General features: G+C 51.1%; 24 protein-coding genes. 19 read left to right on the top strand and 5 right to left on the bottom strand.

Features of this window, described 5'->3' with window-relative positions:
- Positions 1-140: 140 nt before the first annotated feature.
- The 8 genes from gmk (at position 141) to NM686_RS21680 (ending at position 8,139) form a co-directional block, all read left to right on the top strand.
- The gene (gene gmk, locus NM686_RS21715) at positions 141-755 is read left to right on the top strand and encodes a guanylate kinase (protein WP_255189894.1); all 615 of its coding nucleotides are present in this window, start codon (positions 141-143) and stop codon (positions 753-755) included.
- 51 nt (positions 756-806) lie between these two features.
- Positions 807-1,244 carry a hypothetical protein gene (locus tag NM686_RS21710; protein ID WP_255189893.1) on the top strand — a complete coding sequence of 146 codons (438 nt, stop codon included), beginning with the start codon at positions 807-809 and terminating at the stop codon, positions 1,242-1,244.
- Positions 1,245-1,323: 79 nt separating this feature from the next.
- Positions 1,324-2,604, top strand: coding sequence for a glutamate-1-semialdehyde 2,1-aminomutase (gene hemL, locus NM686_RS21705; RefSeq protein ID WP_255189892.1), 1,281 nt, complete (start codon positions 1,324-1,326; stop codon positions 2,602-2,604).
- Complete coding sequence (locus tag NM686_RS21700) at positions 2,601-3,950, top strand: DNA recombination protein RmuC (RefSeq protein WP_255189891.1); 1,350 nt, start codon at positions 2,601-2,603, stop codon at positions 3,948-3,950. Before hemL ends, NM686_RS21700 begins: the two co-directional genes overlap by 4 nt.
- Positions 3,951-4,319: 369 nt before the next feature.
- Positions 4,320-5,243, top strand: coding sequence for a hypothetical protein (locus NM686_RS21695; protein WP_255189890.1), 924 nt, complete (start codon positions 4,320-4,322; stop codon positions 5,241-5,243).
- 106 nt (positions 5,244-5,349) lie between these two features.
- Positions 5,350-6,162, top strand: coding sequence for a sulfite exporter TauE/SafE family protein (locus NM686_RS21690; RefSeq protein WP_255189889.1), 813 nt, complete (start codon positions 5,350-5,352; stop codon positions 6,160-6,162).
- 69 nt (positions 6,163-6,231) lie between these two features.
- A complete protein-coding gene (locus NM686_RS21685) occupies positions 6,232-7,752 on the top strand; it encodes a fumarate hydratase (protein WP_255189888.1) in 1,521 nt (506 codons plus the stop codon).
- A gap of 123 nt (positions 7,753-7,875) precedes the next feature.
- Positions 7,876-8,139: a hypothetical protein gene (locus tag NM686_RS21680; protein WP_255189887.1), complete on the top strand. Its 264-nt coding sequence runs from the start codon at positions 7,876-7,878 to the stop codon at positions 8,137-8,139.
- A 110-nt stretch (positions 8,140-8,249) separates the two neighbouring features.
- Here the strand turns inward: NM686_RS21680 and NM686_RS21675 are convergent, their stop codons facing one another.
- Positions 8,250-10,550, bottom strand: coding sequence for a TonB-dependent receptor plug domain-containing protein (locus NM686_RS21675; RefSeq protein WP_255189886.1), 2,301 nt, complete (start codon positions 10,548-10,550; stop codon positions 8,250-8,252).
- Between the two features lie 471 nt (positions 10,551-11,021).
- On the opposite strand from NM686_RS21675, the gene NM686_RS21670 reads away from it, so the two are divergent.
- Positions 11,022-11,498, top strand: coding sequence for an MEKHLA domain-containing protein (locus NM686_RS21670; protein ID WP_255189885.1), 477 nt, complete (start codon positions 11,022-11,024; stop codon positions 11,496-11,498).
- A 52-nt stretch (positions 11,499-11,550) separates the two neighbouring features.
- On the opposite strand, the gene NM686_RS21665 is transcribed toward NM686_RS21670, so the two are convergent.
- Positions 11,551-12,294, bottom strand: a complete 744-nt coding sequence (locus tag NM686_RS21665; protein WP_255189884.1) for a hypothetical protein — start codon at positions 12,292-12,294, stop codon at positions 11,551-11,553.
- Between the two features lie 216 nt (positions 12,295-12,510).
- Between NM686_RS21665 and NM686_RS21660 the strand changes: the two genes are divergently transcribed.
- Positions 12,511-13,389 (top strand): HDOD domain-containing protein, encoded by an 879-nt coding sequence (locus NM686_RS21660; protein WP_255189883.1) that lies wholly within the window; start codon positions 12,511-12,513, stop codon positions 13,387-13,389.
- A gap of 17 nt (positions 13,390-13,406) precedes the next feature.
- On the opposite strand, the gene NM686_RS21655 is transcribed toward NM686_RS21660, so the two are convergent.
- The 3 genes from NM686_RS21655 to NM686_RS21645 are packed head-to-tail and all read right to left on the bottom strand — an operon-like array spanning position 13,407 to position 16,640.
- Entirely contained in the window at positions 13,407-15,800 is a 2,394-nt protein-coding gene (locus NM686_RS21655; RefSeq protein WP_255189882.1) for a Lon protease family protein, read from the bottom strand.
- Positions 15,801-15,808: 8 nt separating this feature from the next.
- Positions 15,809-16,417, bottom strand: a complete 609-nt coding sequence (gene ribA / locus NM686_RS21650) for a GTP cyclohydrolase II (protein WP_255189881.1) — start codon at positions 16,415-16,417, stop codon at positions 15,809-15,811.
- Between the two features lie 28 nt (positions 16,418-16,445).
- Complete coding sequence (locus NM686_RS21645) at positions 16,446-16,640, bottom strand: DUF7230 family protein (RefSeq protein WP_255189880.1); 195 nt, start codon at positions 16,638-16,640, stop codon at positions 16,446-16,448.
- Between the two features lie 68 nt (positions 16,641-16,708).
- Between NM686_RS21645 and mnmG the strand changes: the two genes are divergently transcribed.
- The 9 genes from mnmG (at position 16,709) to NM686_RS21600 (ending at position 23,591) form a co-directional block, all read left to right on the top strand.
- Complete coding sequence (mnmG, locus tag NM686_RS21640; protein WP_255189879.1) at positions 16,709-18,577, top strand: tRNA uridine-5-carboxymethylaminomethyl(34) synthesis enzyme MnmG; 1,869 nt, start codon at positions 16,709-16,711, stop codon at positions 18,575-18,577.
- On the top strand, positions 18,577-19,203 hold the full coding sequence (gene rsmG / locus NM686_RS21635; RefSeq protein ID WP_255189878.1) for a 16S rRNA (guanine(527)-N(7))-methyltransferase RsmG: 627 nt from the start codon (positions 18,577-18,579) through the stop codon (positions 19,201-19,203). The genes mnmG and rsmG overlap by 1 nt, the downstream gene beginning before the upstream one ends.
- On the top strand, positions 19,196-19,972 hold the full coding sequence (locus NM686_RS21630) for a ParA family protein (RefSeq protein ID WP_255189877.1): 777 nt from the start codon (positions 19,196-19,198) through the stop codon (positions 19,970-19,972). Before rsmG ends, NM686_RS21630 begins: the two co-directional genes overlap by 8 nt.
- Positions 19,969-20,826 carry a ParB/RepB/Spo0J family partition protein gene (locus tag NM686_RS21625; RefSeq protein ID WP_255189876.1) on the top strand — a complete coding sequence of 286 codons (858 nt, stop codon included), beginning with the start codon at positions 19,969-19,971 and terminating at the stop codon, positions 20,824-20,826. The genes NM686_RS21630 and NM686_RS21625 overlap by 4 nt, the downstream gene beginning before the upstream one ends.
- Before the next feature lie 167 nt (positions 20,827-20,993).
- The gene (locus NM686_RS21620; protein ID WP_255189875.1) at positions 20,994-21,362 is read left to right on the top strand and encodes an ATP synthase subunit I; all 369 of its coding nucleotides are present in this window, start codon (positions 20,994-20,996) and stop codon (positions 21,360-21,362) included.
- A gap of 17 nt (positions 21,363-21,379) precedes the next feature.
- On the top strand, positions 21,380-22,144 hold the full coding sequence (atpB, locus tag NM686_RS21615; RefSeq protein ID WP_255189874.1) for a F0F1 ATP synthase subunit A: 765 nt from the start codon (positions 21,380-21,382) through the stop codon (positions 22,142-22,144).
- A 41-nt stretch (positions 22,145-22,185) separates the two neighbouring features.
- The gene (gene atpE / locus NM686_RS21610; protein WP_255189873.1) at positions 22,186-22,470 is read left to right on the top strand and encodes a F0F1 ATP synthase subunit C; all 285 of its coding nucleotides are present in this window, start codon (positions 22,186-22,188) and stop codon (positions 22,468-22,470) included.
- A 113-nt stretch (positions 22,471-22,583) separates the two neighbouring features.
- Positions 22,584-23,057 carry a F0F1 ATP synthase subunit B gene (locus NM686_RS21605; RefSeq protein ID WP_255189872.1) on the top strand — a complete coding sequence of 158 codons (474 nt, stop codon included), beginning with the start codon at positions 22,584-22,586 and terminating at the stop codon, positions 23,055-23,057.
- Positions 23,058-23,060: 3 nt separating this feature from the next.
- A complete protein-coding gene (locus tag NM686_RS21600) occupies positions 23,061-23,591 on the top strand; it encodes a F0F1 ATP synthase subunit delta (protein ID WP_255189871.1) in 531 nt (176 codons plus the stop codon).
- Positions 23,592-23,601: the final 10 nt, after the last annotated feature.

Raw genomic sequence — 23,601 nt, 5'->3', positions numbered from 1 at the left:
CGGCATTCGTAGATGGAGTTGGAAAGGCCGTTCATGATACCACAGCGCCTTTTTTTGGCTTGACTCTTAAGCGGGAACAGAAAAAAATGACGGCCGCACCGATTTAACCTTTACCCTCCCTCGGGCACAAGCAAATTCAAATGATTACAGGCAAACTTTACATCGTCTCCGCGCCCTCCGGCGCCGGCAAAACCAGTCTAGTGAAACAACTCCGGAACGAGGTGGATAAACTGGTGGTTTCGGTTTCGCATACCACCCGTGGCATGCGCAGCGGAGAAGTCCATGGCAGCGATTACTTTTTCGTATCGGTGGACGAATTCAAAACCATGATAGAAAACCAGGCTTTCCTGGAACATGCGCAGGTATTCGACAATTTTTACGGTACCGCGCAAAAAACCGTCGAGGATAATCTGGCGCAAGGCCTGGACGTGATTCTGGAAATCGACTGGCAAGGCGCGCAACAAGTCAGAAAAATGTTGCCGGACAGCATCTCCATATTCATTTTGCCGCCATCGATAGACATCCTGAAACAACGACTGAAAAATCGTGGCCAGGATAACGACGAAGTGATTGCCCGCCGCATGCGCGACGCGGTCACTGAAATGAGTCATTACCCTGAGTTCGATTATCTGGTGGTCAACGATGATTTCAATCTGGCCTTGAGTCAGTTGAAAAGCATCATCATCGCCAACCGCTTATTGCAATCCACCCAGCAACAGTTATTGACACCGCTGCTGCAAGACTTACTCAATTAACATTATTAATTCTTGAATCTTATGAAAATAAAGTCCGCTCTTTTTGTTGTGATGACTAGCCTGAGCATAGTCACATTCTTAACCGCCTGTTCCGACGAGCAATCCACGCAAGAAAAACCTGCGGCGGCGTCCGCATCGTCTTCCGCCAAAGCGGATAATAAACCCGCGCATAATCCGTTCGATCATTCCCACGACGAAGTAGTCACCGATGTAGTCAAACATCAGTTCGAGCACGAGTTTGCCGATCAATGTGTGACACGCGAACTAAAAGGATCGAACAATCCCGATGTGGATAAAGCGCGTTTGGACAAAGATTGCATGTGCATCGCCAAATATCTGATGAAAGATTTATCCGCGGACGAGGCAAAGAAATTCTTGAAAGAGCGTCAAAGCGCCCATTCCCTGGAAATCAAATTCGACGCGGCGGCTTACTTTTGTTTGCAAAACAAGCAGCAACCCAAGGGGCCGCAACTTTTCGGTAAACATTGATTTTTCCCATCGAATACAAGGGTACGGAGAGTATCTCTTCGTGCCCTTTCTTTTTTTCAGCCCTTAAATTTTTACAACTATGACTCAAGCAAGCGAATTATTCACTGAAGCCAAAAAATTCATTCCCGGCGGCGTCAATTCTCCGGTGCGCTCCTTCAGCGGCGTCGGCGGCACGCCGGTCTATTTCGACCGCGCTCAGGGCGCTTATGTCTACGACAGCGAAAACAAACGCTACATCGATTATGTCGGTTCCTGGGGCCCGATGATTTTGGGCCATGCCCATCCGGAGGTCATCGAGGCCGTCAAGCAAACCGCCGAAAAAGGCTTGAGTTTCGGCGCACCGACCGAAATCGAAACCCTGATGGCACAGAAAGTCTGCGAACTGGTGCCATCGGTTGAAATGGTCCGCATGGTCAGCTCCGGCACCGAAGCCACGATGAGTGCGATACGTTTGGCTCGGGGTTACACCGGCCGCGACAAGATCGTCAAATTCGAAGGCTGTTACCACGGCCATTCCGATTCCTTGCTGGTCAAGGCCGGTTCCGGCGCCCTCACCTTCGGCGTGCCCAGTTCGCCGGGCGTGCCGGCTGCATTGGCCGCCGACACGATCACGCTTTCTTATAATGATAGCGATGCGGTTCGCAGTACTTTCGCCGAATTAGGCGACAAGATCGCCTGCATCATCGTTGAACCCGTGGCCGGCAACATGAACTGCATTCCGCCGGAACCCGACTTTTTGCAAACCCTTCGCGAAGTCTGCGATCAACACGGCAGCGTGTTGATTTTCGACGAAGTGATGACCGGCTTCCGGGTCGGATTGCAAAGCGCGCAAGGTCTGTACGGCGTCAAACCGGATCTGACTACCTTGGGCAAAATCATCGGCGGCGGCTTGCCGGTCGGCGCCTTCGGCGGTAGCCGCAAGATCATGGAACACTTGGCGCCGTTGGGGCCCGTTTATCAAGCCGGTACTCTGTCGGGCTGTCCGGTGGCGATGGCGGCCGGTTTGAAAACTCTGGAATTGATAACTACACCGGGTTTTTACGAAGCGTTGTCAGCCAAAACCACGCAATTGTTGACAGGCTTACAACAAGCGGCCGATCAAGCCGGCATCCCATTTACGACCAACCAGGTCGGCGGTATGTTCGGTCTGTTCTTCAGTGAAGAAAAATCGATTAGCCGCTTTGCCCAGGTCATGCACTGCAATCAAGACCGCTTCAAACGCTTCTTCCACGCCATGCTGGATAAAGGGGTTTATCTGGCGCCGTCGGCCTTCGAAGCCGGTTTCGTGTCGGCCGCGCACAGCGACGCCGATATTCAAGCGACCGTGGATGCGGCCGCGGAGGTATTCAAAAGTCTATGACGGAACAAGGGCTATGGCCGTTAGCGATGTTGCTGGCGGCAGTGGTCGGTTATGTCGTCAGCGCCTGGTGGGCGGCAAAACGCCGCCGGGCACTCGCCGAGGTAATCGAATCCCAACAACAGCAACTGCAACAACAAAGCATCAAACTGGCAGTGGCCGAGGAAAGGCTGGCTTTGTTGAATCAAAAAGAAGCCGAGCTGCAAGATCTGCAACGGCAACTTCTCCAACTCAAAACCGAAAACGCCGAACTGAACGCCCGCCAACAAGAACAGCACAAAAGCAACGCCGAAAAAATCCGTTTGCTGCAAGATGCAGAAGCCCAACTGAAGATCCAGTTCGAAAATCTGGCCCACCGAATTTTCGAGGAACGCGGCAAGCAATTCGCCGAACACAATAAAGTCAGTATCGAATCCTTGGTGACACCATTGAAAGATCAGCTCGGCGAATTCAAGAACCGCATCGAAAGCGTTTACGACAACGAAACCAAGGACAGGATTTCGCTACGGGAAGAAATCCTCTCGTTACGCCGCGATACGCAAAAAATGAATCAGGAAGCCCTGAACCTGACGCGTGCCTTGAAAGGTGATCACAAAGCTCAAGGCAATTGGGGCGAGATGATCCTGGAAAAGGTGCTGGAGCAGTCCGGTTTGCGCAAGGGCATAGAATACGAAACCCAGGGGGCCTTTCGCGACGAAGACAAGCGTTTGTTCAAGCCCGACGTGATCGTGCGTTTGCCGGACAACAAGGACGTCATCATCGATTCCAAGGTTTCCTTGGTCGCATACGAGCGATATTGTTCCGCCGAAGACGAAGCCGAAAGAATCGAGGCCTTGAAACAGCATACCGAAGCAGTGCGCAACCATATCAAAGGTCTCAGCAACAAGGACTATTCCAGTCTGAAAGGTTTGCGTTCGTTGGACTTCGTGTTGCTGTTCATGCCCATCGAAGCCGCATTCATGGCCGCTTTCCAGGCTGACGATAAATTGTTCAGCGATGCTTTCGAACACAAGATCGTCGTCGTCACCCCCTCTACCCTGCTGGCCACGCTGCGTACGATACAAAACATCTGGCGTTACGAACAGCAAAACGAAAATGCCAGACTGATAGCCGATAAGGCCGGCACCTTGTACGACAAGATCCGGGGCTTTGTCGAAGACATCGAAAAGCTTGGTAATCAATTGAACACAGTGCATAAAACCTATGAGGGTATTGTGAACAAACTGACCACAGGCAGCGGTAATCTGTTACGCCAGGCCAGTGCTTTTGAAGAATTGGGTGTCAAGGTCAAGAAAAAACTGCCCAAAAGTTTTACGGAACAGATGCAGATCGGTGACGAAAGCCAATGATTTGATGTTCAAGCCCGCTACGGCGGGCTTTTTTTTGCCTCAAGCTTCGGCTAGTAATAACAATCTTATATATTTTTTAATTTATTATTACTACTAGCGTAGTCGATATCTGTGGAAAACCTATTTTTTACTATTAATTACATTATGTTATAACTTAATCAAATCTGTGGGTCGTGCTGACCTAGAGCTGTGAGGCGGTTGTGGATAACGGGTGCAGTGATTTTTATTGGGTTGTTATCCACAGATTTTACGGTTTACAACGCACAAGTTTTAAACAGCTGTGGCTCCAAGCCTGTGCTTTTTCGACGCTATGGGGTCGGCGATGGTAAAAAGACTTCTCGATTAACTTGATTAGCAGAGGGCTTGACCATGTATGAGATCAGTGCGGATGTTTTTACCCAGCTACACATTGATGTGGCGCGAAATTCCACTGACGATTTCAACCTGTTCCATGACAGTAAGCATTGGCACAAAATAAAGGACAATCCTTTTCAGGGGCCCATTACCTTGGGGTTTCAGCTGGAATCGTTGGTCGAAGACAAGATAAGCCGGTTTCGGCGACTGGCGAACGAACAGGATTTGCTCGTTCAACATGGCCTTCATTTCAGTAATTATCAGTTTGCCTTTGCCAATGCGGTTAAGGCCGGCCAATTACTTGAAGTGGAAATCAAGCCGTCCCAGTTCAAGTCACAACTCGCTGCCGGGCTCAGTAACCGCATCATGGTCAAAAGCGACGGCAATCTGGCGTTACTGGGTTATAAAAAAGAGACCACGGAGCCTTTGTATCTAGCGGATGCGGATTTTTCAGGTTATGGAGACTTGCGCCAGCAAGCCGATCGCAGTTTTCTGGCGAGTGGTTATTTTTTGAAGCGAAAATTCATGACCACTAGCAACGCGAAAAATTTTCTGTGCGGTTCCTTGCGAGATCAAAGCGAATTTTTTGACGAATTGCAGGACAGGGTCGTATTTCCAGAGATGTTTCCCTGCGCGTTGTTGTCCAGTGCGTTATTGGAAAAAGCCCTGAAAAAACGCCATGATTTCGAAAAAAATCCCATGGTGTACACCTCGCATAAAATCAGTATCGACAGGCGTTTGCTAGCGGGTCTAAAGAGTAACGATGCCTTGCATATCCTGATCAAACCCAGCGAAAATTCGGCGGAGCATGATTTTGGCGAGGCGTCGGCAACGGCGCTGGATTATGAGTGTTATGGTCTGGTCGACGACAATGCCATGCTGTTTCGCGCCTTGATTTCGTTGACCCCGCTGGAATTGATTCGGCAATCCCTGGCCTGAGTTTTCATCGAAAAAAAAGATAAGGATATGCCGTTTTATCATTAAGCGTTCACAGGCCTGGCTGATATAGTGCCTTCATTTTTGATTAGCAAAAGGATTTATCCAAATGAATTTACTCTATACGGTATCCGGCTTTGGAGTGGGCTTGTTAGTCGGTATTACCGGCGTGGGCGGCGGATCGTTGATGACGCCGTTGCTGGTGTTTTTGTTTGGCTTTAAACCGGCCGTCGCCGTCGGCACCGATCTGCTCTATGCCGCAATCACCAAATCGGCTGGCGTGTTCGTGCATCATGGCAAGCATCAGTCGGTGGATTGGAAAATCGTTGGCTTGCTGGCCCTGGGAAGTCTGCCGTTTGCCGGGCTTACCCTGTATGTTCTGAAAAATCTGATGGCGGTCGGCAAGGAAGTCACCGGCATGATCACCTTTACCTTGGGGATTGCCCTACTGCTGACAGCCTGTGCATTGTTGGTGCGTAGTGTGTTGTTGCATCGCGCGGCCAAAAACGGAGAAATCGACGACGAGCATAGCACCGTCGATAACAGCGGCCGATTTTCGCCGCGCTGGGAAAAAATCGCCACCGTATTAACCGGCATGATCCTGGGTGTTTTGGTGACCTTGTCCTCGGTCGGCGCTGGTGCTCTAGGAACCGTGGCCTTGCTGTTTCTTTATCCACGCATGACGACCTTGAAAATTGTCGGCACCGATTTGGCGCACGCGATTCCGTTGACTGCGGTAGCCGGTTTGGGGCATTTGAGCCTGGGTAATTTTGATCTGCAATTATTGGGGAGCTTGTTGCTCGGATCGGTACCGGGCATTTGGGTTGGCAGTCATTTGAGCGCCAAAATACCGGAATACTTTTTGCGCCCCGCGTTGGCGACGTTATTGCTGGTCATTGGTATAAAGTTTGTGATGCAATGATGCTTGAATTGCCATCTTTAACAATGCCTTAATTTTGGGGCGGCCTGACTAACCTAGCATTCCTGAATTATGACCATCATCCGGCAAGACGATTTCATTCAAAGCATCGCAGACGCGTTGCAATACATTTCTTATTACCATCCCAAAGACTTCATCGATGCGTTGTACGCGGCCTATCAAAAGGAACAAGGCCCGGCCGCCAAGGACGCGATGGCGCAAATCCTGATCAATTCCAGAATGTGCGCGGAAGGCAAACGGCCAATTTGCCAGGATACCGGCATCGTCACGGTGTTTTTGCGCATAGGCATGGATGTCAAATGGCAAGCCGACATCAGTGTGACCGACATGATCAATGAAGGGGTGCGCAGGGCTTATTTGCATCCGGATAATGTGCTGCGGGCGTCCATCTTGGCCGACCCTGCCGGCAAGCGTGTCAACACCAAAGACAACACACCCGCGGTGATACACATGGAAGTCGTGCCGGGCGATAAAGTCGAGGTGGAATTGGCCGCCAAAGGCGGCGGCTCGGAAGCCAAATCCAAATTCATCATGCTCAATCCTGCCGACAGTATCGTTGATTGGGTCATGAAAACCGTACCAACTATGGGTGCCGGCTGGTGTCCGCCCGGCATTCTCGGCATCGGCATCGGCGGCACCGCCGAAAAAGCCATGTTGCTAGCCAAACAGGCGTGCATGGAATCGATAGATATTCAGGATTTGCAGGCCCGCGGACCGAATAGCGCACTGGAAGAATTACGCTTGGAGCTGTACGAAAAAGTCAACGCACTGGGCATAGGCGCGCAAGGCCTGGGTGGCTTGACCACGGTATTGGACGTGAAGATCCTGGATTATCCGACCCATGCCGCCAATAAACCAGTGGCGATGATTCCAAACTGTGCCGCCACCCGGCATGTGCATTTCGTGCTGGATGGCGCAGGTCCGGCCTTGTTGACGCCGCCCAAATTGGAAGACTGGCCGGTGATTACGCAATCGGCCAGCACGGCCCGTCGTGTCAATATCGATAGCTTGACCAAACAAGATGTCGCCGCATGGAAACCTGGCGAAACCTTGTTATTGAGCGGCAAAATGCTGACGGGCCGCGACGCTGCGCATAAACGCATCGTCGATCTATTGGCAAAAGGGGAACCGTTGCCCGACGGCATCGATTTCGAAAATAAATTTATTTATTACGTCGGCCCGGTCGATCCGGTGCGAAACGAAGTGGTCGGCCCGGCTGGGCCTACTACGGCAACCAGGATGGACGGCTTTACCGCTACGGTCCTGGAGAAAACCGGTCTACTGGGCATGATAGGCAAGGCCGAACGCGGCCCTGCCGCAGTCGAGGCTATCAAAAGACATCAAGCCGTTTATTTGATCGCGGTCGGCGGCGCTGCTTATTTGGTGTCCAAGGCCATCCGCGCTGCGCGCGTCGTGGCTTTTCCGGAATTGGGCATGGAAGCGATACACGAATTCGTGGTCGAGGACATGCCGGTGACCGTGGCGGTGGATAGCCGGGGTGAATCGATACACGACACGGCACCAAAACACTGGCAGGCGAAAATCGGCAAGATTCCAGTGAAGGTCGAATAAATCGTAGCCTGTTATGCAGGGTAGCGAAAGTTCAAGTCGGCCTTTTGGTTTATCCTGGCAAACTTCGACTCTTCCTGAATTAGCCGCAACCATGCGACGCCTTAATTAGAGAGGTACAAATCCATGTCCGATGATCGAGCCATTACCGATCTGCTATTGAATTGTCAGGAGTTGAGCACCTTTTGCACTCAAAACGGCTGGATCATCGACGATTCGATTCAGTATGAAATCCTCGAACGCAAGCCCGAAAGCTTGTTGATCTATGTGACTTTTCTCGAAAGCATCATGGAAGGTTCTGGCTGCCAGTGCGATCAGAAATCCTGTTATGGCCGCTTGCTGTTGAAATTGAATTCGGTAGGGGACATTATCGGCGTCGAACCGGCCTGATTTTTATCGTTCAAAAGTAGGCCCGGAGATCGCATCAAATAGAAGAGATTTTTGAGAAACAGGAAAGCAACGGATTGAACTCGTTGCTTTCCTGTCTTATCGAATAAATGTCAGTATTTGATTGTGACACCGACAAATGCCGAACGGCCCATGCCGGGGATGTTTCTACCCCATGGCACCGTCACGTTGGCTGGTGCCGTTGGATTCATGCCGTAACGGTCGCCCAGATAGGCGCCGGCCAACGGATGGTAATATTGTTTATCCAACACGTTATCCAAGCCGACATCCAAACGAACGGGACCCCATTCGTAGCCGGTTCTGGCATTCAGCAGAATGTACGAAGGCGTTTCGGTTTCATTGCGCACTGCTTGCACATCATCCTTGCCATCGACAAACTGCATTTCGATCGCGCTTTGCCAATCGTGTAGACGGTGATCCAGGCTGAGTTTCATGTTGAACGGCATCATGTGATAGAGGTTATCGCCATTGTCCATGCGTTCGCCGCGCACATAACTCATCGAAGTATGTGTGGCAAATTCACCTAGCGTGTTGTCTTTATACAATCGTGCTCGTCCTGAGACATCAACCCCCCATAAGCGGGCATCGTGATTGGCGTACTGTAAGTAAACAAAACTGTTATTTGCTGTTTGAGGCGTGGCTGCGCAACCGGGAGCCGTGCCGGTGGCTGATGGGTTTTGACAGCGATCGGCGTCAATAAAGTTATTCACATAAGAAAAATACGGCGTGGCGCTGATTTCCCAGAGGTTATTCTTTGGCTCATGAAATGCTGCGGTAAAGCTGACGGTATGCGCGGTTTCCTCGGTCAAATCCAGGTTGCCGACATAACCGTTACCGTCACCGTGCCAGCCTATCATGGCCATATCCATTCTGCGTGCACCCCAGGTGTAGAGCTCATATAGATTCGGCATGCGGTTCTTGCGGCCATAACCGAATTGATACTGACTCACATCATTGGGCGTAAATTGAATTAAGGCAGTGACATCAAAAGTATCGAAATTACGTTCGCGATCCTTGGCATTGAAAGCCCTGGCGGCATTCAGCGAGGTTCTTGCCCCCGCCGCATCCGGCGCCATCGCGGTCGTACCTAATAAATCCGGGTTGTAAGGTTGCACATCACCGCTATTGGTCGTGGTATGGTCGTAGCGCAAGCCCAGCAAGCTCTTCCATTGCGCATTCCAATTGGCTTCCCATTCACCGAAAAACCCAACCCTATCTCTCTCGCCGTTGTTCAAGTTGATATAGGTCTCGGGTGCCATCATCCAATAGGCCATGTTTCGAACCGGTGGATTCCCCGGTATCACAATGTTGTCGTTAGCGCCCACATTGGTATGCACCGGCGGCCAATAATCCCGAATTCGGTTGCTATGAAACTCGTTGCCCAGACGGAAAGTATCGCGCTCGCCATATGGCATTTCTGCCATCACTTTATAACCCAAATTACGTCCACGAGTTTCCATGGGCATTCGATCGTTCGGGGGAGCGAAACTGCCACCAGTCGGGCTACCGTCCAAAAATTGATTGTGTTTGTCCTCACCCATATCCATGCTATGTTGAGTGCTTTCGTAATAAAACCTACTTTCCAAAGTACCCCAATCGAATTCGCCTTTATGCATGATGTTGCCGAAGACGCTGTCGTTGTTGGTTAAATCCATCCTTTGATTGGGAAAGTTTTGGAACGGCATATGTTGCTGCCCACCACGAATCACTACAAGATGCTTATCGAACTTGAATGATAATGCGGCTGAATGGTTTTGGTTTTCATAAGACGTGGATTTGACGATCTGACCATTACCGTCGTTGTAATTCATACTTTCAGTGTGTGAACCGGTGTATTCCAGACGTACATTTTGATTCGCGACGCCAGCCGCAATACTGCCGCCAAACGCATCGCCATTACTGCGATAAAACGCTGACATACTGCCATCTATCAAAATGTCTTTGCCGGGTTCGGCGAAAACAGGCTCGGGGGTTTCAACCGAAATCGTGCCGCCAAGGCTGTCGCCACCCAAGCTGACGGGGGTGACGCCGGTCAAGATAGTGATCTTGCCGATGTTGCTGCGATCAATGTAAGACAGCGGGGGGTTCATGTGATTGGCACAAGCCGATGTCAACGTCATGCCATTGATATCGATCTTGACCCTATCGTCATTGAAACCGTGAATGACGGGCAAGCTGGAGACGCCGCCGGCACCGTACAAGCTGACACCAGGCGTATCTTCCAGCAGCTTTGCGGTGTCGCTAACCGCCGCACGCTTGCTGGTAAGAATAGTGGCTTCCATTTCTGAGGTGCTCAGGGAGTTCAGAGTCGGAAATTTGTCCGTGACGATTACTTTTTCCAACGTGGCCGCATCTTCCTCTATGCCTTGGTCTTGAATATTTTCCGAGGCCATTACCGAACTAGCCAGACATAATGGGAATACACTGAAGATGCCGAAATAACTCGGCTTATTTCTAACGGCTTTTACCTGTTGAGTTAGGGGGAAAGCTGCCAGAGTCATGGAATGAGATTTTTTCATTTTTGCTCTTTTTGATTGCTGAAAAATAGTACAGAAAAATTTCAGGGGAGGATTAAAAAGCAAAATATGAGCCAATACTTAAGATCATGAATTTTAAGTATAAAATCCAGGGGGTTATAACTGGTTTTATTTAACTATGTTATTTTTAGTATTTGATAGTAGTTGTATAACATAATTTAATAACATTTGAATATATAAGCGGCTTGCTTTTATGTGGCCTATTGTGTGAAATATTTCATATTTAATTCGGTCGCAGCTAGTCTGAACGCGCGTTTTCATTGCGATTTGGCGGATAAACTCGCAATGTTAGTGTTCATAGGCATCGTTTACTGACAAAATCCTCCAATGAATTTGAAACAAGCACCCTCTGAAGCCAACCAATTTCATCAGGCCCATGTCCACCTGTTACTAGAAAGTTATCTACGCTTGCTCAAGCGGCCATTGATAGATCGATCCGATACGCAAGAACTGGGCAGAGTTGTGTTTAATGCCGATTTCGTGCTGCTGTCGCACAATATCGATGCGGACCCCTTGTTTGATTATGCCAATCGTATGGCGCTGGATTTGTTCGAAATGAGTTGGAACGAATTGATTGGTATGCCTTCCCGCCTGTCGGCCGAACCCGTTAACCGAGACGAGCGCGAGCGTTTGTTGTCGAGAGTGGCGGCCGATGGTTATATCGATGATTATTCCGGCGTGCGCATTTCAAAAACCGGCAAGCGTTTTCTCATCCGGCAGGCCGTGGTCTGGAATGTTTATGACGAGCAAGGTCGTTATCAGGGGCAAGCGGCCAGTTTCAGAGATTGGACGCCGCTGGCCTAGGCGGCGTCCCCAGTTCTGCTGATTCCAAGTGTCAGATCAAGCAGAAACGTTTTTATGCGAATTTTGCAAGATAGGCCCCAATCTGACTGTCGATTAGTTGTTTGTGATGACGTTTCAATATTGCATCGGTTGGACGAGGAGGATTCTTCGATTCGATTTCATGACGTATACCGGATAGAAAATGCCGTTTCAATACGGAATCCTCGGGGATGGCGATTACTTTTATCGGCGTTACGGACGCCATTTGAATGGGGTCATCGGATACATCGGATAGCTCGCTGTCTCCTGCTGCCACTTCGGCAATCGCTAAGTTGAAGTTGGCAATTTGTTTTTGCTCATAATGCCGGCGCAGCACGGAGTCCGTTGGATAGGGATTTTTGATAGCAGCTTGTTCGGCGGCTAACTGCGCCCAGTAATGTCTTTTTAAAACGGAGTCTTCTGGAACAAGCCGGTCCGATTTTTCAGATGGCACCGTAGCTTGCTTAACCGTTATACAATCATTGGTCGCCGCTAAATTGCTTATTGGCGTTTCGACGATTTCTGCCGCTTGTGCCCGATTTGTTTCGGTATCCACGGTTGCTTTACGGTCTGCAACCGATTCAACCTTGTTTTGGACAGTCTTAATGGTTTGGATGTCAGAGGCTTGCGCGCTTTGTCCGCCAACCAGCTTTTTTACCAAAGTCGCTCCACGGGTAGAAACCACCTCTTTGTCTTTCACGATTTCGGGCGCGAAAAAATAGTTTTTTATCCCATACGCGGCTACCGCAAGTAGCGCCAATTCAATCAAAGTTTCCACACATTCCCCCTTAATAATGATTATGATTTGGCGCGAAGCAGGTCATGCTGCCTGCTTAACAGTAACAGCGCCATCCAGTTTAAAGGACTATGATTACATAAACCGGCGGAATTTTTGCTTGGCAATTGTTACAAATCAGTTTTTTCCTGATGTTCAGGTCGGGCGTGCATCGAAATCACGCCTTCGGCAAGCCGTTAAACTTGTAAAGGTGAAAAAATGAGCCCAACAGCGTTAGTCAGACAAGTCAGCAATATTTTCTCCCTACCCGAAGCGGTATGGGAAGTTAGTGAGATATTGCGGCAACCGGAACCTAATTTTGCTGAGTTGGAAGAAGTGATGCTTCACGATCCAGGTTTGACGGCCTCGATACTCAAACTGGCTAACAGCTCTTTTTACAGCTTTCCAGGTAAGATCGACTCGCTTTCCAAAGCCATGACCATCATCGGGCTGCGCGAACTGAAGGCCATCGTCATTGGTACCGCGGTGACGCGTCAGTTTAAGGATATTGCATCCGAACTGGTGAATATGGATGTGTTCTGGTACCACAGCGTCATTCGCGCCATTTTGGCGAGAAGCTTGGCTGCTCGTTGCCGTTGTAGCAATACCGAACGGTTTTTTATCGCGGGTTTGCTGAGCAGCATCGGGAAACTGATTTTTTTTACCCAATATCCGGTTCAGTGCGCGGATATTATTCGTAGGGGTAAGCACAGCGAAGCCGAGTTGGTTGAGGCTGAACGAGCGGTGTTCGGTTTCGATTATGCGGAACTTAGCGCCGAGCTATTGAAGGAATGGAAGTTGCCAGCCGAAATCTGGGAAATGATCGCGCATCAGCTCAATCCTTTGGCTAGTCATAATCAGAAATTGGAAGCCAGCATTTTGCATGTTGCCTTATCGGTTTCCAGCACCATTCAACCGTCTGTAGGTCATGAAATTCTCGACGTCAAAACCCAGATTTCGGCGGCGGTTCTCGACGCCGGCGTATTGGAGCATTTGCAATTGGAGCGGGATGAGATTGAATCCATGACGCAGGACGCCTTGTTTCAGTCCATGGAAATCCTTTCCATCCTGCGCCCGGAAACGATGACGATTTTTTGAGCGCAAACCGCTGGGGGTTAGCCAGTTTCGGTCTCTTTATCCTCGTCGGCCGTCATTTCGTAAATTTCCTTCAAGCGCGCCACGGCCTTGAAGTTGATGCTGCCTTCGGGATATTGACCTTCGGAATTGATGGTGCCGGCATCCTGGGCCATCAATAAACTCAGGGTTTCGTCGACATTCGACACGGTATGAATCGAAAACAAGCCTTGTTCGACCGCGTTTATCACTTCCTGTTTCAGCATTAGATTAGGCTTGTTGGATGCGGGAATGATGACGCCTTGCTGGCCAGTCAGGCCGCGTGCCGCGCAAAGCTCGAAAAAACCTTCAATTTTTTCGTTGACGCCGCCTATCGCCTGCACTTCGCCGTATTGGTTGATCGAGCCGGTCAGAGCGAAACCTTGCCTGATCGGCACTCGGGTCAAAGCCGAAATCAAACAGCATAATTCGGCCAGGGAGGCGCTGTCGCCGTCGATGTGGCCGTAGGATTGTTCCATCGTGATGCTGGCCGAAATGGCCAACGGAAATTGCTGGGCGTAACAGTGGCCAAGATAGCCGGTCAAAATCATCACGCCTTTGGAATGGATCGCTTGGCCTAGCTCCACTTCCCGTTCGATATCGACGATGCCGCGCGAACCGGGATGTACGGTGGCGGTAATACGCGCCGGTGCACCGAAACTGCTGCCGCCGATGTCCATCACGGTCAAGCCGTTGATCTTGCCGATGGCCTCGCCGTCGGTGTCGATCAAAATCGTGCCTTCCAGCATTTCTTCCAGAATCGCCTCGGCTATACGGCCATTGCGTTGCTCTCTGGCCGACAGCGCCAGTTCGATTTCGTTTTTGTCGATGCGGCTAGCGCCGGTTTGATCGGCCAACAGATTGGCTTCGGCGATGATTTCCAGGCACAGGTTGACATGCGCGGATAACCGGCTTTGATGTTCGGCCAGGCGGCAGCTATGCTCGATCAGACGTAGCAAGGCAGCGTCGGTCAAGGGTTTGGCGCCGGAATCCTTGGCTTGTGTGATCATCAACTGGGCAAATTGGGCGACATTGTCCGGCGTGCGCTTGATGTGATCCTCGAAATCGGCCAGCACTCTAAACATCTCGTTGAATTCGCTATCCAGCTCTTCCAGGAGATAGTAAATATCGCGCGCACCGACCAAAATGACTTTGACGTTCAGCGGGATTACTTCGGGTTTTAATGTGATGGTGTTGATGCCAAGTTCCGAAAACGGCGATTCGATTTCGATCTTGCCGGACTTGAGTGCGCGCTTTAAACCTTCCCAGACGAAGGGATAGGTCAGGACTTTTTCGGCATCCAGAATCAAATAACCGCCGTTGGCGCGGTGCAGAGAGCCTGGACAGATGCGCCGGTAATTGGTGACCAGGGTGCCTTGGTCGCTGAGGTATTCGATGCGCCCGAACAGATTCTGATAAATCGGATGCGGTTCGTAAACCACCGGCGCGCCGTTGTTGTCGTGCTTGCAGTCGACCAGCACGTTGGGCAGGTATTGTTCGATCAGTATTTGTCGCTTGCTGGGGCTTTCCCTAACCTCCTGGCCGCGGCTGGGCATCAGGAAGTCGCTGATGGTGTTGCTCAGGTTTTTCTCGACTTCAGCCAGATAGGTAATCACATCATCGACATTCTGGTATTTGTCGTTCAATTCGGCAAACAGCGGCTCCAGAGCCTGTTTGATGGTGTCGTTGTCGAGCTGGCGCAGTTCCTCGACCAGCGTGCGCCGCCATTGCGGCAGCTCCAACAGCACATCGCCCAGGTATTCTTCCAGTTCCTCGGTGTGTTGATGAAAGGCATCGCGTTCTTCCTGCGGTAGCAACGTGAACTGTTCTTCGTCCAGCGCTTTGTTGTCGCGGATCGGTAAAAACGTGATGGTGTCGCTGTCTCGATACAGCGCCACATTCATCGCGCGGGCTTTACCATCGACCAGATCTATCGCGGTGTTGTAACGCTGATTGAAACGGCGTTCGATCGCGGTTTTCTTTTGCTGGTAGCTGGGGCTTTCGAAGGCGGCAGGAAAGGTCGCCAGTACATCGTCGATCAGCTTTTCGACGTCCTTGGCAAAATTGTGTCCTTCGCCGGACGGGAGCTCGATAGCCACCGGTTCGCGCGGATTTTCGAAGTTTTCGACGTAGGCATAGGACAGTGGCGATTCCTGTTGTTCGGCATAGGTCGTCAGGTAATGGCTGACCATCGACAGCCGACCGGTGCCGGGTTCGCCCATCACGAAGATGTTATAGCCAGGGGCTTTCATCGCCACGCCGAAAGTTAGCGCGGATTGGGCCCGCGGTTGGCCGACGATGTTACCCGGACGGGTGGCGGCCTCGGTGGAAATGTTGGCGGGTAAATCGATCGTCAGTTTCAGCGCCGACGGCGGTAATTTGAGATGTTCCAGCATGGAATTGCTTATTTTTTGTCCGGCATCTTCAACAGATGGCGCATGCGTTCGACTTTGGTTTTCAGGTAGCCGAGGTTGTCGTGGTGAATGTGAGTCTCGATCGGGATACGGTCGTTGACTTGAATGCCGAGTTTGGTCAGTTCGTCGATTTTCTGCGGATTGTTGGTGATCAGCGCGATCGAATGGACTTGCAGGCTGTTCAGCATCAAGGCGGCAATGTCGTATTGGCGTTCGTCGGCGGCGTGTCCGAGTTTGATATTGGCGTCCACGGTATCGAAGCCCTGATCTTGCAGGTTATAAGCTTGCAGCTTTTTCAACAGACCAATGCCGCGCCCTTCCTGGCGCAAATAAACCAACACACCGAAACCGGCCTGGTTGATGATGTCCAGCGCCATGTCCAGTTGTTCGCCGCAATCGCACCGGCGCGAACCCAAGACATCGCCCGTAAAGCACTCGGAATGAATGCGTACCGGCACATTATCCTTGCCTGCCACGTCACCTTTGACGAACGCGACATGTTCTTTTTTGTCGAGATTGTTGCTGTAGTAATGCAGGATGAATTCGCCGTGTTTGGTGGGAATCCGGGTTTGTACCTTGTCTTCTATTTTTGCTTTCACAGAGTTTGAAATCCTCGCCATTGCGGCGTTACGCGGCAAAGCCATTTGCGATCACTTCCCAGGAAACGATCGCAAATGGCTCTAGGCCGGTATGTTTGGCTTTGCGTTGGTATTTGTGTTTATCGGTGAATACCTGTGCCTTGTTGAACTGGCGGGCGAATTTGGCTACCGGATTCTTGATGGGGATGTCTTGCAAGCCCTTGGCTTTGTTTTGTTTTCTCATGCTTTTTTCTCCATAAACTATTAAAATGGCGGCTTTATTTTAACCGTTTATTTGAACATAGATTGCCTGTGAAATTCCAGAAAGACTTTGATGTGATCGTGGTGGGCGGTGGCCACGCCGGAACCGAGGCGGCCTTGGCGGCCGCGCGCATGGGCGCGCAAACCTTGTTGTTGACGCAAAACATCGAAACCTTGGGGCAAATGAGCTGCAATCCGGCGATAGGCGGTATCGGCAAGGGGCATCTGGTCAAGGAAGTCGATGCCCTGGGTGGCATCATGGCGCGGGCCATAGACCAAGGTGGCATTCAGTTTCGGATTTTGAACGCCAGCAAAGGCCCGGCGGTAAGGGCTACCCGCGCTCAGGCCGACCGCCAGTTGTATAAACAGGCGGTGCGCAGCGCGCTAGAAAATCAGCCCAATCTGGCTTTGTTTCAACAAACCGTGTCCGACTTGATCGTGCAAGGCGATAGAGTTACCGGCGTCAAGACCTTGATGGGTTTGGAATTCAACGCCAAGGCCGTGGTGTTGACTGCCGGTACATTCTTGGCTGGACGTATTCACATCGGTCTGGAAAATTACAGCGGCGGCCGGGCCGGCGATGCGGCGTCGATTGCGTTGGCCGAGCGTTTGCGCGAACTGCCGTTTCGCATCGGCCGTTTGAAAACCGGCACACCGCCGCGCATCGACGGCAGAACCATCGATTACAGCAAATTGCAGGAGCAACATGGCGATACCCCATTGCCGGTGTTCTCGTTCATGGGCAGCCGCGAGCAGCACCCGCGCCAGATTTGCTGCCACATTACCCGCACTAATGCAGAAACGCATGACATCATTCGTTCCGGTCTGGATCGATCACCGATGTATTCGGGCATCATCGAAGGCGTCGGTCCGCGCTATTGCCCGTCGATCGAAGACAAGGTGGTGCGCTTTGCCGAGCGCGATTCGCACCAGATTTTCGTTGAACCGGAAGGCTTGAATACCAACGAGGTTTATCCCAACGGCATCTCGACCAGTTTGCCGTTCGACGTGCAATACCGTTTCATTCGCACCATGCTGGGCTTCGAGAACGCCGAGATCGTCCGCCCCGGTTACGCGATCGAATACGATTACTTCGATCCACGCGATTTGAAAGCCTCGCTGGAAACCAAGCATATGAACGCTCTGTTCTTCGCCGGCCAGATCAACGGCACCACCGGCTATGAGGAAGCGGCCGCGCAAGGTTTGATCGCCGGTCTGAATGCGGCGCGGCTGGTGCAAGGTTTGGAAAGTTGGTGTCCGGGGCGCGAGGAAGCTTATATCGGCGTGATGATTGATGACCTGATCACCCGCGGTACGGCTGAACCCTACCGGATGTTCACCAGTCGGGCCGAGTACCGCTTGCAATTGCGCGAGGATAACGCCGATCTGCGTCTGACCGAAAAAGGCCGCGAATTGGGCTTGGTCGATGACCAACGCTGGCACCGTTTCGAGGAAAAACGCGAAGCCATCGCCAATCTACAAGGCAAGCTGGCCAAGAAATGGATCAGGACCGAAACCGACGAAGCGGCATTGGCCGAACAATTGTGGGGCAAGAAACTGCTGAAGGAAGCCAGCTTGATGGACATGCTGCGGCGGCCGGAAGTGGACATCGACAATCTGCTGCGCTTCACCGATGAAACCGAGCTGGATGAACAAGTCGCCGAACAGGTGGCGATACAAGCCAAATACGCCGGCTATATCGACCGGCAGCAAACCGAAATCCATCGCACGCAACGCTACGAACATTTGAAGCTACCCGATAATGTCGATTACAGCCTGGTATCCGGCTTGTCGAACGAAGTCAGTGAAAAACTGAAAAAGCAACGGCCGGAAACCCTGGGCCAAGCTTCCAGGATACCAGGCGTGACGCCGGCGGCGATCTCGTTGCTGTTGGTGCATCTGAAAAAGAAAAGCGCCTGATGGACAGTTGCCAGGAAAGATTGCAACAAGGCTTGTCGGCTTTGGGGTTGCCGTTGGCCGAGGCTCAACAGGAGCAGCTGTTGGACTTCATCCGGCTGATTGCCAAATGGAACAAAGCCTATAATCTGACGGCGGTGCGGGAGCCGTTGGACATGGTCAACTTGCATTTACTCGACAGTCTGGCGATTTTGCCGCATGTCAAGCCGCCAAGCATTGCCGACATCGGTACCGGCGCGGGCCTGCCGGGGATACCGCTGGCGATTTGCCTGCCGGACTGTCACTTTACATTGGTCGATTCCAATTCCAAGAAAACCCGTTTCGTGCAACAAGCCGTGTTGGAATGTCGCTTGAAAAATGTAATCGTCGTGCATGGCCGGGCGGAGTCGTTACAGCCCAAGGTTTTATTTTCCACCGTGATCAGCCGGGCCTTCGCCAGTATGAGTGATATTCTGCGGCTCACCGGACACCTGCTGGCGGATGACGGCCTGTTGCTGGCGATGAAGGGTCAGGTGCCCGAGCAGGAATTGGCGCAAATAGAGTCCGATTACACCGTTATTTCCCTTAATGTGCCCGGCATCGATGCCGAGCGCTGTCTGATTCGTATGGAGAAACAAAAACATGGCTAAGATTATCGCGGTGACCAATCAAAAAGGTGGCGTCGGCAAGACCACGACCAGCGTTAATCTGGCGGCGGCTTTTGCCGCGACCAAGCGCAAGGTGCTGCTGATCGATCTCGACCCGCAGGGCAACGCGGCGATGGGCTGCGGTGTCAATAAGGAAGAAATCGAATATTCCAGCTGCGAGCTGTTGCTGGAGGAAGTGCCGGTTACCGAGATTATCATCAAAAACAAGGAATTGGGCTTCGATTTGATTCCGGGTAACGCCGACTTGACCGCGGCCGAGGTGCAGCTGATGTCGGCGCAGCATCGTGAGCGTCGCTTGGCGGATGCCCTGCTGCCGGTTAAGGAGCAATACGATTACATTCTGATCGATTGTCCGCCATCCTTGAACATGTTGACCTTGAATGCCATGGTGGCGGCCAATAGTGTATTGATCCCGATGCAATGCGAATACTATGCGCTGGAGGGTTTGTCGTCGTTGATGTCGACCTTGCGTAACATTCGCGATACCGTGAATCCGGGCTTGGTGCTGGAAGGCATCTTGCGCACCATGGTGGACAACCGTAGCCGCTTGGGCAAGGACGTGTCGGATCAATTGATAGAATATTTTGGCGACAAGGTTTTCAGAACCACGATTCCGAGAAATATCCGTCTGGCCGAGGCGCCGAGTCATGGCGTGCCGGTGATGGCTTACGACAAGTCGTCGCGCGGCGCGGTGGCTTACATCGCATTGGCGGGTGAGATGATCAGAAAAGAAAAAGCGGCGAAAAAATGATACAAAAAAAGCGGGGTTTAGGGCGGGGCTTGAGCGAATTGCTCGGCGATGTGGTAACGGCGCCTGCGACGACGGAAAAGCTGCAAGAGGTGCAGAAATTGCCGATCGAATTTTTGCAGCGCGGTAAATACCAGCCGCGCAAGGACATGGACCCGGAAAAGCTGAGAGAATTGTCCGATTCCATCGCCGCGCAAGGCATCATTCAGCCCATTGTGGTTAGAAAAATACACGATGAAAAATATGAAATCATCGCGGGTGAAAGGCGCTGGCGCGCCGCGCAATTGGCGGAATTGGCGGAAGTGCCGGTGTTGATCAAGGACATCGATGACAGGTCGGTGATGGCGGTGGCGCTGATCGAAAACATTCAACGCGAGGATTTGAATGCCTTGGAAGAAGCCGAAGCTCTGCATCGTTTGCTGGATGAATTCGAATTGACGCATCAACAAATCGCCGAATCGGTAGGCAAATCCCGCACGACGGTTACCAATTTGCTGCGCCTGCTGGATTTGGCCGGCGAGGTGAAAACCCTGTTGAGCCGCGGGCAGTTGGAAATGGGACATGCCCGGGCGCTGCTCGGTTTGGATGAAGCCAGGCAAATCGAGATCGCCAATAAGGCCGTCAAACAAAATCTGACTGTTAGAGCGGTCGAGAAATTAGTGCGGGAGTTGCACGAAGAAAAACCGGCCGCTGCGCAGAAAAAAATCGATCCCGATACCCTGCGCTTGCAGCGAGAGTTGTCGGAACGGACTGGCGCCAAGGTCGAGATCAGTCATCAAAATGGCGGTAAAGGGAAGCTGATTTTCAGTTATACCAGCTTGGAAGAGTTGGAAGGGATTATCAAGAAAATCCACTGAGAATCGAAGGCTGATCGACCAAAAGTCAAGCGTTGTTCACCCCTGCCTGGTCAGATGAGGTTAGAGCGACGAAAACAGCTGAAAAATAACGTAATAACAAGCGGCTATCTTGCTTTAAGTCAGAGGGCTGGATATAATCGCCCCGCTTAACGGTCAAGGGGATGAAAATGGCAGTCGAAAATCATTTTTCAACTGTCGGTAAAGTATTGTACGCGCAAGTCCTGGTGACCCTGCTGGTGGCATCGGGATTTTTATTGCTAGGCGGATGGAAGAGCGCTGTTTCCCCGCTTATCGGAAGCGGTGTTGCATTTCTGCCCAATCTTTATTTTGCCTATAAAACTTACCTTGCCAGATATCGGCAGGCGCAGGATATCGTCAATGCATTTTATGCGGGCGAAACTGTCAAGCTGATACTGACCGTTGCCCTTTTTACGATTGTTTTACAGATCCCATCTGTTGATTTTTTAACGCTGCTGGTTGGTTATGTGGCAGTGCTGTCTGTTTTTTGGTTCGCGCTACTTTTTGGGCGCGTTTAGTAACATAGCGAGGCAAAATGGCTAGTGAAGGTGGCGCTACAGGTTATATTGTCCATCACTTGACTCCCCTGTCGGTGGGTGAAGGATTTTGGACATTACATCTGGATACCCTGTTTTTTTCGATAGGTTTGGGCGGATTATTTATCTGGTTTTTCAAATCGGTTGCGGAAAGAGCAACATCGGGTGTGCCGGGCTTGGCGCAGAATATAGCCGAGTCCATCGTCGAATTCGTCGATACCCAGGTCAAGGACACCTTTCACGGTCGTAGCGAATTGATTGCGCCCTTGGCGCTGACCATTTTCTGCTGGGTGTTCCTGTGGAACGCGATGGACTTGCTGCCTGTCGACTTGTTGCCGATGATCGGTGGCGTGATGGGTATGGAGTACATGCGCGTCGTGCCGAGTACCGATCTGAACGGCACTTTTGCGCTATCCATCAGTGTCTTTATCCTGATTTTCTTCTACAGCATCAAAGTCAAAGGCTTGGGCGGTTTCGTTCACGAAATGACGTGCACGCCTTTTGGGCCGAAAATGATGCCGTTCAACTTGCTGTTGAAAACGGTGGAAGAGCTGGCCAAGCCGATTTCATTGGGGTTACGGTTATTTGGTAACTTGTATGCGGGCGAGCTGGTGTTCATCCTTATCGCGCTGCTGCCACCCGTCTTGCAGCCGCTGCTCGGTTTTCCCTGGGCGGTATTTCATATTCTGGTCATCACGCTGCAGGCTTTCATATTCATGGTCTTGACCATCGTATATCTGAGTTTGGCTTGTGAAGATCATTAACGGTTTTATTTTTACATTCAATTAAATACTTAGGAGACACTATGGAACTCGCAACATTAATTGCCAACGTTCAAGGCTTTACCGTTATCGCAGTCGGTATTATTTTGGGCTTGGGCGCCATCGGTACCGCGATCGGTTTCGGTTTGTTGGGTGGTAAATTCCTGGAGGGCGCCGCGCGCCAACCCGAGTTGGTTCCAATGCTGCAAGTCAAAATGTTCATCATCGCCGGTTTGCTTGACGCGGTAACCATGATCGGCGTTGGTTTGGCGCTGATGCTGACCTTCGCAAACCCATTCCTTTCAGCTGTTCAATCTGTTGCAGGCTAATGACGAATAGATTGTTCTGTTCATTGAAGACATGAGTCTTTATCTAACTACTGTCCGCATAGCGGCAGTAGTTGACAGATACAAATGACAACAGCATAACGAGGAAACCATCAATGAGTATCAATATTACTCTGATCGGGCAGATGATTACCTTCACGCTTCTGGTGTGGTTTACCATGAAGTATGTCTGGCCACCTATCATTGCCGCATTGGAAGAGCGCAAAGCCAAGATAGCCGAAGGATTGGCGGCCGCTGAAAAGGGCCAGGAAGAGATCAAATTGGCTGAAAAAAAGGCGAAAAACGTTCTGAAGGAAGCGAAGGAACAATCTGCAGAAATCATTGCATCCGCGCAAAAGCGTGCAAATGAACTGGTAGAAGAATCCAAATTGCAAGCCAAGAAGGAAGGCGAGCGTTTACTGGAAGCGGCAAAAGCCCAAATCGAGCAGGAAATGCTGCAAGCCAGAGAAAATCTGCGCAAGGAAGTCTCTACCTTGGCCTTACGTGCTGCCGAACAAATCTTGAAAGAAGAAATCGACAAAGCCAAGCATCAGGAACTTTTGAACAGAACCGCGGAACAATTAGGTTAAGCAATGACTGAGTTAGCGACATTAGCAAGACCCTATGCCGAAGCGGCTTTCAAACGAGCCAAGGAAACCGGTAAGGCGAATGAATGGGCTAATGCCCTGCAATTCATGGCAGCTGTCGTTCAGGACCCGGACATGGCGGTTATTGTCAACAATCCGAGAGTCGGATCCGATAGACTTTTACAGTTGATAATCGACATTTGTCAGGATCACATCGACGATGAAGCGAAAAACCTGCTGAAACTGCTGGTGCAAAACGGCAAACTGAAACTGCTGTCAAATATCTCCGCCTTGTACGAACAATACAAAGCCAATGACGAAGGCTATGTTAATGTCGATCTTTATAGTGCCTATGCGTTAACAAAAGCCGAACAACACAAATATGTCGCGATGCTGGAAAAGCATTTGAACAAAAAGGTCAATGCCACCGTATCGGTCGATAAATCGTTGATTGGCGGCATTCGGGCCAAAGCGGGCGACAAAGTGATTGACGGTTCCGTCAGTGGCCAGCTTCATCAATTAGCCAAACGGCTCTAAGAGCTAGATC

It is taken from the genome of Methylomonas rapida, from assembly GCF_024360925.2.
Lineage (GTDB): Bacteria > Pseudomonadota > Gammaproteobacteria > Methylococcales > Methylomonadaceae > Methylomonas > Methylomonas rapida.
The sequence above is the reverse complement of the archived record's forward strand: the minus strand, read 5'-3'. Positions and strand labels throughout refer to the sequence as shown.

Excerpts from the sequence above, each read along its gene's own strand:
- gmk (WP_255189894.1), top strand. The coding sequence starts at position 141 with ATGATTACAGGCAAACTTTACATCGTCTCCGCGCCCTCCGGCGCCGGC.
- NM686_RS21655 (WP_255189882.1), bottom strand. The coding sequence starts at position 15,800 with ATGCTGGAACATCTCAAATTACCGCCGTCGGCGCTGAAACTGACGATC.
- hemL (WP_255189892.1), top strand. The coding sequence starts at position 1,324 with ATGACTCAAGCAAGCGAATTATTCACTGAAGCCAAAAAATTCATTCCC.
- NM686_RS21695 (WP_255189890.1), top strand. The coding sequence starts at position 4,320 with ATGTATGAGATCAGTGCGGATGTTTTTACCCAGCTACACATTGATGTG.
- NM686_RS21630 (WP_255189877.1), top strand. The coding sequence starts at position 19,196 with ATGGCTAAGATTATCGCGGTGACCAATCAAAAAGGTGGCGTCGGCAAG.
- NM686_RS21690 (WP_255189889.1), top strand. The coding sequence starts at position 5,350 with ATGAATTTACTCTATACGGTATCCGGCTTTGGAGTGGGCTTGTTAGTC.
- rsmG (WP_255189878.1), top strand. The coding sequence starts at position 18,577 with ATGGACAGTTGCCAGGAAAGATTGCAACAAGGCTTGTCGGCTTTGGGG.
- NM686_RS21685 (WP_255189888.1), top strand. The coding sequence starts at position 6,232 with ATGACCATCATCCGGCAAGACGATTTCATTCAAAGCATCGCAGACGCG.
- NM686_RS21700 (WP_255189891.1), top strand. The coding sequence starts at position 2,601 with ATGACGGAACAAGGGCTATGGCCGTTAGCGATGTTGCTGGCGGCAGTG.
- NM686_RS21675 (WP_255189886.1), bottom strand. The coding sequence starts at position 10,550 with ATGGCCTCGGAAAATATTCAAGACCAAGGCATAGAGGAAGATGCGGCC.
- atpE (WP_255189873.1), top strand. The coding sequence starts at position 22,186 with ATGGAACTCGCAACATTAATTGCCAACGTTCAAGGCTTTACCGTTATC.
- NM686_RS21620 (WP_255189875.1), top strand. The coding sequence starts at position 20,994 with ATGGCAGTCGAAAATCATTTTTCAACTGTCGGTAAAGTATTGTACGCG.
- NM686_RS21645 (WP_255189880.1), bottom strand. The coding sequence starts at position 16,640 with ATGAGAAAACAAAACAAAGCCAAGGGCTTGCAAGACATCCCCATCAAG.
- atpB (WP_255189874.1), top strand. The coding sequence starts at position 21,380 with ATGGCTAGTGAAGGTGGCGCTACAGGTTATATTGTCCATCACTTGACT.
- NM686_RS21625 (WP_255189876.1), top strand. The coding sequence starts at position 19,969 with ATGATACAAAAAAAGCGGGGTTTAGGGCGGGGCTTGAGCGAATTGCTC.
- NM686_RS21600 (WP_255189871.1), top strand. The coding sequence starts at position 23,061 with ATGACTGAGTTAGCGACATTAGCAAGACCCTATGCCGAAGCGGCTTTC.
- NM686_RS21670 (WP_255189885.1), top strand. The coding sequence starts at position 11,022 with ATGAATTTGAAACAAGCACCCTCTGAAGCCAACCAATTTCATCAGGCC.
- NM686_RS21605 (WP_255189872.1), top strand. The coding sequence starts at position 22,584 with ATGAGTATCAATATTACTCTGATCGGGCAGATGATTACCTTCACGCTT.
- NM686_RS21680 (WP_255189887.1), top strand. The coding sequence starts at position 7,876 with ATGTCCGATGATCGAGCCATTACCGATCTGCTATTGAATTGTCAGGAG.
- NM686_RS21660 (WP_255189883.1), top strand. The coding sequence starts at position 12,511 with ATGAGCCCAACAGCGTTAGTCAGACAAGTCAGCAATATTTTCTCCCTA.
- NM686_RS21710 (WP_255189893.1), top strand. The coding sequence starts at position 807 with ATGACTAGCCTGAGCATAGTCACATTCTTAACCGCCTGTTCCGACGAG.